5 protein-coding genes are annotated in these 4,567 nt (G+C 66.8%); all 5 read right to left on the reverse strand.

Annotated features, from left to right (window positions below):
- Positions 1–54 precede the first annotated feature (54 nt).
- Positions 55–924 carry a CDP-diacylglycerol--serine O-phosphatidyltransferase gene (gene pssA / locus ACFU99_RS34035; protein ID WP_384399543.1) on the reverse strand — a complete coding sequence of 290 codons (870 nt, stop codon included), beginning with the start codon at positions 922–924 and terminating at the stop codon, positions 55–57.
- On the reverse strand, positions 911–1,558 hold the full coding sequence (locus ACFU99_RS34040; RefSeq protein ID WP_384399546.1) for a phosphatidylserine decarboxylase: 648 nt from the start codon (positions 1,556–1,558) through the stop codon (positions 911–913). The genes pssA and ACFU99_RS34040 overlap by 14 nt, the downstream gene beginning before the upstream one ends.
- Before the next feature lie 171 nt (positions 1,559–1,729).
- Entirely contained in the window at positions 1,730–2,935 is a 1,206-nt protein-coding gene (locus tag ACFU99_RS34045) for an acyl-CoA dehydrogenase family protein (RefSeq protein WP_384399549.1), read from the reverse strand.
- A gap of 2 nt (positions 2,936–2,937) precedes the next feature.
- Entirely contained in the window at positions 2,938–3,501 is a 564-nt protein-coding gene (locus tag ACFU99_RS34050) for a MaoC family dehydratase (RefSeq protein ID WP_384399555.1), read from the reverse strand.
- A gap of 5 nt (positions 3,502–3,506) precedes the next feature.
- A complete protein-coding gene (locus ACFU99_RS34055; RefSeq protein ID WP_384399552.1) occupies positions 3,507–4,466 on the reverse strand; it encodes an HpcH/HpaI aldolase/citrate lyase family protein in 960 nt (319 codons plus the stop codon).
- Between the last annotated feature and the right edge of the window lie 101 nt (positions 4,467–4,567).

Genomic DNA, 4,567 nt, shown 5'->3' on the forward strand with positions numbered 1-4,567 from the left:
CCCGAGCTCAGCTCGGGGCCCTTCAAGAAACGAAAACGTGCTAACGGAACCGGCCTACGGCAACTGCGTGGCGCGGGCCTCGCGCCTGTTGTCGCGGAAGGTGTTGACGCGGCGGGCCGTGGCGAAGAGGGGGATCACCGCGCCCAGGACGACCTGGAGGGCGCAGCCCGTCTGGAGGAGGAGTTCGCCGCCGGGGGCGTCGAAGGCCCAGGCGGCCAGGAGGCCCATGCTCAGGACGATCCAGCCGAGCATCGCGACGGCGAGGCGGCCGCGCGGCTTGGGGTATTCGACGCGGCTCACCATCAGCCAGGCCACCCCGACGATCGCGAGGAGCGTCGGCATGAACGGGAGCTCCAGGAGGACGATGGAGACGACCGTCAGTGCCCCGAAGGGGCTCGGCATGCCCTGGAAGATGCCGTCGCGCAGTTGTACGCACGAGAAGCGCGCGAGCCGGAGCACGACGGCCAGCAGGACCACGATCGCGGCGACCGCCGAGACCCGCTGGTGGGCGTCGTCGGCGACCATTCCCCAGACGACCACGAAGTACGCGGGCGCGAGCCCGAAGCTGATCAGGTCGGAGAGGTTGTCCAGCTCGGCGCCCATCGCCGAGCTGCGCAGCTTGCGTGCCACGAGCCCGTCGAAGAGGTCGAAGACCGAGGCGAGGAGGATCAGTATCACCGCCGTGGCCGCGCTGTGCCGGGCCATGCCGCCGTCCTCGTTGCCCGTCAGGTGCGGGATGAGGACGCCGGTGGTGGTGAAGTAGACGGCCATGAAGCCGCAGATGGCGTTGCCCAGGGTGAGGGTGTCCGCTATCGAGAGCCGGGTGGACAGGGGGATGTCCGCTACGTCGGCGTCCGCCTCGTGATCCGGGTGTTCCGCTTCCGGGACCCAGGCCGCCTGTGTGTCGGGATCAATCACGGTCAAGGCGAGTCACCCCCGCCGTGGTCGCCTGGCCGACCTCGACCGCGGCCTCGATGCCCTCGGGGAGGTAGACGTCGACGCGCGAGCCGAAGCGGATCAGACCGATCCGGTCGCCCTGCTCGACCTTGGCGCTCTGCGGCACGTACGGCACGATGCGGCGGGCCACCGCACCGGCGATCTGGACCATCTCGATGTCGCCGAGCTCGGTGTCGAAGTGCCAGACGACGCGCTCGTTGTTCTCGCTCTCCTTGTTGAACGCCGGTACGTACCCGCCGGGGATGTGCTTGACGGAGCGCACCGTGCCGCCCATGGGGGCGCGGTTGACATGGACGTTCAGGGGGCTCATGAAGATCGCCACGCGGGTGCGCCCGTCCTTCCACGGCATGATGCTCTGCACCACACCGTCGGCGGGGGACAGGACGCGGCCCTCGGGGATCTCGCGCTCGGGGTCACGGAAGAACCACAGCATTCCCGCCGCGAGCGCGGTGGTGGGTACGGCGAGCGCCGCCCAGCGTCCGGAGCGGCGGGCACGGGTGAGGCTGACCGCGGCCGTGGCGACGGTCGGGACGAGCCACGGCGAGGCCCCGCGCGCGAGGCGGACGCGGCCGCGAGGTGCAGAGGATTGGCTGTGGGGCATGGATGACCTTCGTAGCGGAGGATGCCGCGTAACGGAACGGGGGGACGGCGGCTTTCCGGGGATGCTATCGGTTGCGAGCGGCAACTGGGCAAGCGCCAGGGCCAGTCGGTGGCCGAACTCCGATGACAGGGTGTGATCTACTTCTCGTAGAAAACACCTCATAAAGGACATTTATCCCTGGAATCGGTACTCTTCAAGTAGCCGACGACCAATGATCATTTTCTGGATCTCGGCGGTGCCTTCACCGATGAGCAGCATCGGGGCCTCGCGGTAGAGGCGCTCGATCTCGTACTCCTTGGAGAAGCCGTAGCCGCCGTGGATGCGGAACGCGTCCTCGACCACCTCCTTGCAGTACTCGGAGGCCAGGTATTTGGCCATGCCGGCTTCGAGGTCGTTGCGCTGTCCCGAGTCCTTCTTGCGCGCCGCGTTCACCATCATCGCATGGGCCGCTTCGACCTTTGTCCCCATTTCAGCCAATTTGAACTGAATGGCCTGATGTTCGGCGATGGGTTTTCCGAAGGTGTGCCGCTGCTGTGCGTACGCGGCTCCCAACTCAAAGGCACGCTGCGCCACTCCGCACCCACGCGCCGCTACATTCACCCGGCCGACCTCGACGCCGTCCATCATCTGGTAGAAACCCCGCCCGGTGGCCCCGCCGAGCACGCGATCGGCCGGAACCCGCAGCCCGTCCATGATCAGTTCGGTGGTGTCGACGCCCTTGTAGCCCATCTTGTCGATCTTGCCCGGAATGGTGAGACCCGGCTTGACCTGGCCGAACCCCGGCTCCTTCTCGACCAGGAACGTGGTCATCGACTTGTGCCGCGCCGTGCCCTCCGGGTGCCCCTCGTCCGTACGGCACAAAACCGCCACGAGTGAGGACGTGCCGCCATTGGTGAGCCACATCTTCTGCCCCGTGAGGACGTAGCCGTCGCCGTCCCGCACGCCCTTGGACGTGATCGCCGACACATCCGAGCCCAGCGCCGGCTCGGACATCGAGAACGCCCCGCGGATTTCCCCCGCCGCCATTTTTGGCAGGAAATAGTCCCTCTGCTCCTCGGTGCCGTGCTGTTTCAGCAGATAAGCGACGATGAAGTGGGTGTTCACGATCCCCGAGACGCTCATCCAGCCGCGTGAGATCTCCTCCACGCACAGCGCGTACGTGAGAAGGGACTCACCGAGGCCGCCGTACTCCTCCGGAATCATCAGGCCGAACAACCCCAGTTCGGTGAGGCCCTCGACGATCCGCGTCGGATATTCGTCGCGGTGCTCCAGCTCGGTCGCGACCGGCAGGATCTCTTTGTCGACGAAGTCACGTACGGTGGAGAGGATTTCCCGCTGGACATCGGTCAGGGAATCGGTCTGCGCCAGGCGTCCCATGGTTACTCCTCCACCTTCTTCAGCTGCTGAACCTGCTGAGCCTGCTGCGACGTCTTCACCCTCGCCGCCTGGGGCTGGGGGCGGCCCGGCTGTTCGCCGCCGCGCTCCTGCACATAAGCCTCGGTGGGCACCATCACCTTGCGCCGGAAAACGCACACCACGGTGCCGTCCTGCTTGTAGCCCTTCGTCTCCACGTACACGATCCCGCGGTCGGACTTGGATTTTGACGGAATCTTGTCGAGCACCTCCGTCTCGCCGTAGACCGTGTCCCCGTGGAACGTCGGCGCCACATGCCGCAGCGACTCGACCTCCAGATTGGCGATGGCCTTGCCCGAGACATCCGGCACCGACATGCCCAGCAGCAGCGAATAGATGTAGTTGCCGACGACGACGTTCTTGCCGAAGTCCGTCGTGTGCTCCGCGTAATGGGCGTCCATATGCAGCGGGTGGTGGTTCATCGTGAGCAGACAGAAGAGGTGGTCGTCGTACTCGGTGACGGTCTTTCCCGGCCAGTGCCGGTAGACGTCGCCGACGGTGAACTCCTCGTAGATGCGGCCGAACCGCATGGCGCTCACGCCTCCGGTGCTTCGAACGCGGTGGTGCGCCGCATCCCCGCGGCCCGGCCCTTGCCCGCGACGACCAGCGCCATCTTGCGGCTCGCCTCGTCGATCATCTCGTCGCCGAGCATCGCGGAGCCCTTCTTCCCGCCCCGCTCCGAGGTGTGCCACTCATAGGCGTCGAGGATCAGCTCCGCCCGGTCGTAGTCCTCCTGCGAGGGCGAGAAGACCTCGTTGGCCGCCTCCACCTGACCGGGGTGCAGCACCCACTTGCCGTCGTACCCCAGTGCCGCCGCGCGCCCCGCGACCTCGCGGAAGGCGTCCACGTCGCGGATCTGGAGGTACGGCCCGTCGATGGCCTGGAGGTCGTGCGTACGGGCCGCCATCAGGATGCGCATCAGGATGTAGTGGTACGCGTCGGCCCCGTAGCCGGGCGGCTGCTGCCCGACGACCAGCGTCTTCATGTTGATGGACGCCATGAAGTCGGCGGGGCCGAAGACGATGGTCTCCAGTCGTGGTGAGGCCCCCGCGATCTCGTCGACGTTCACCAGCCCCTTGGCGTTCTCGATCTGCGCCTCGATGCCGATCCGGCCGACCTCGAAGCCCATCGTCTTCTCGATCTGGGTGAGCAGCAGATCGAGCGCCTGGACCTGCGCGGCGTCCTGCACCTTCGGCAGCATCAGGCAGTCGAGGTTGTGGCCCGCGCCCTCGACGACCGTCACCACGTCGCGGTAAGTCCACTCGGTGGTCCAGTCGTTGACCCGTACGACCCTGGTCTTGCCCGTCCAGTCGCCCTTGTTGAGCGCGTCCACGATGGTGTGCCGCGCGCCTTCCTTGGCCAGCGGCGCGCACGCGTCCTCCAGGTCCAGGAAGACCTGGTCGGCGGCGAGGCCCTGGGCCTTCTCCAAAAAGCGCGGGTTGCTGCCCGGCACGGCGAGGCAGGAGCGGCGCGGACGCAGGCGGTTGACAGTCATGCGGGGACCTCCAGGGGGTCGAGCCTGTTCGCTTTCCGGATCTCGTCGACGATACGGCCGATGATCTCCGTGATTCCGAAGTCCTTCGGGGTGAAGACCGC

This window comes from Streptomyces sp. NPDC057654, from assembly GCF_042800135.1.
Taxonomy (GTDB): Bacteria; Actinomycetota; Actinomycetes; order Streptomycetales; family Streptomycetaceae; genus Streptomyces.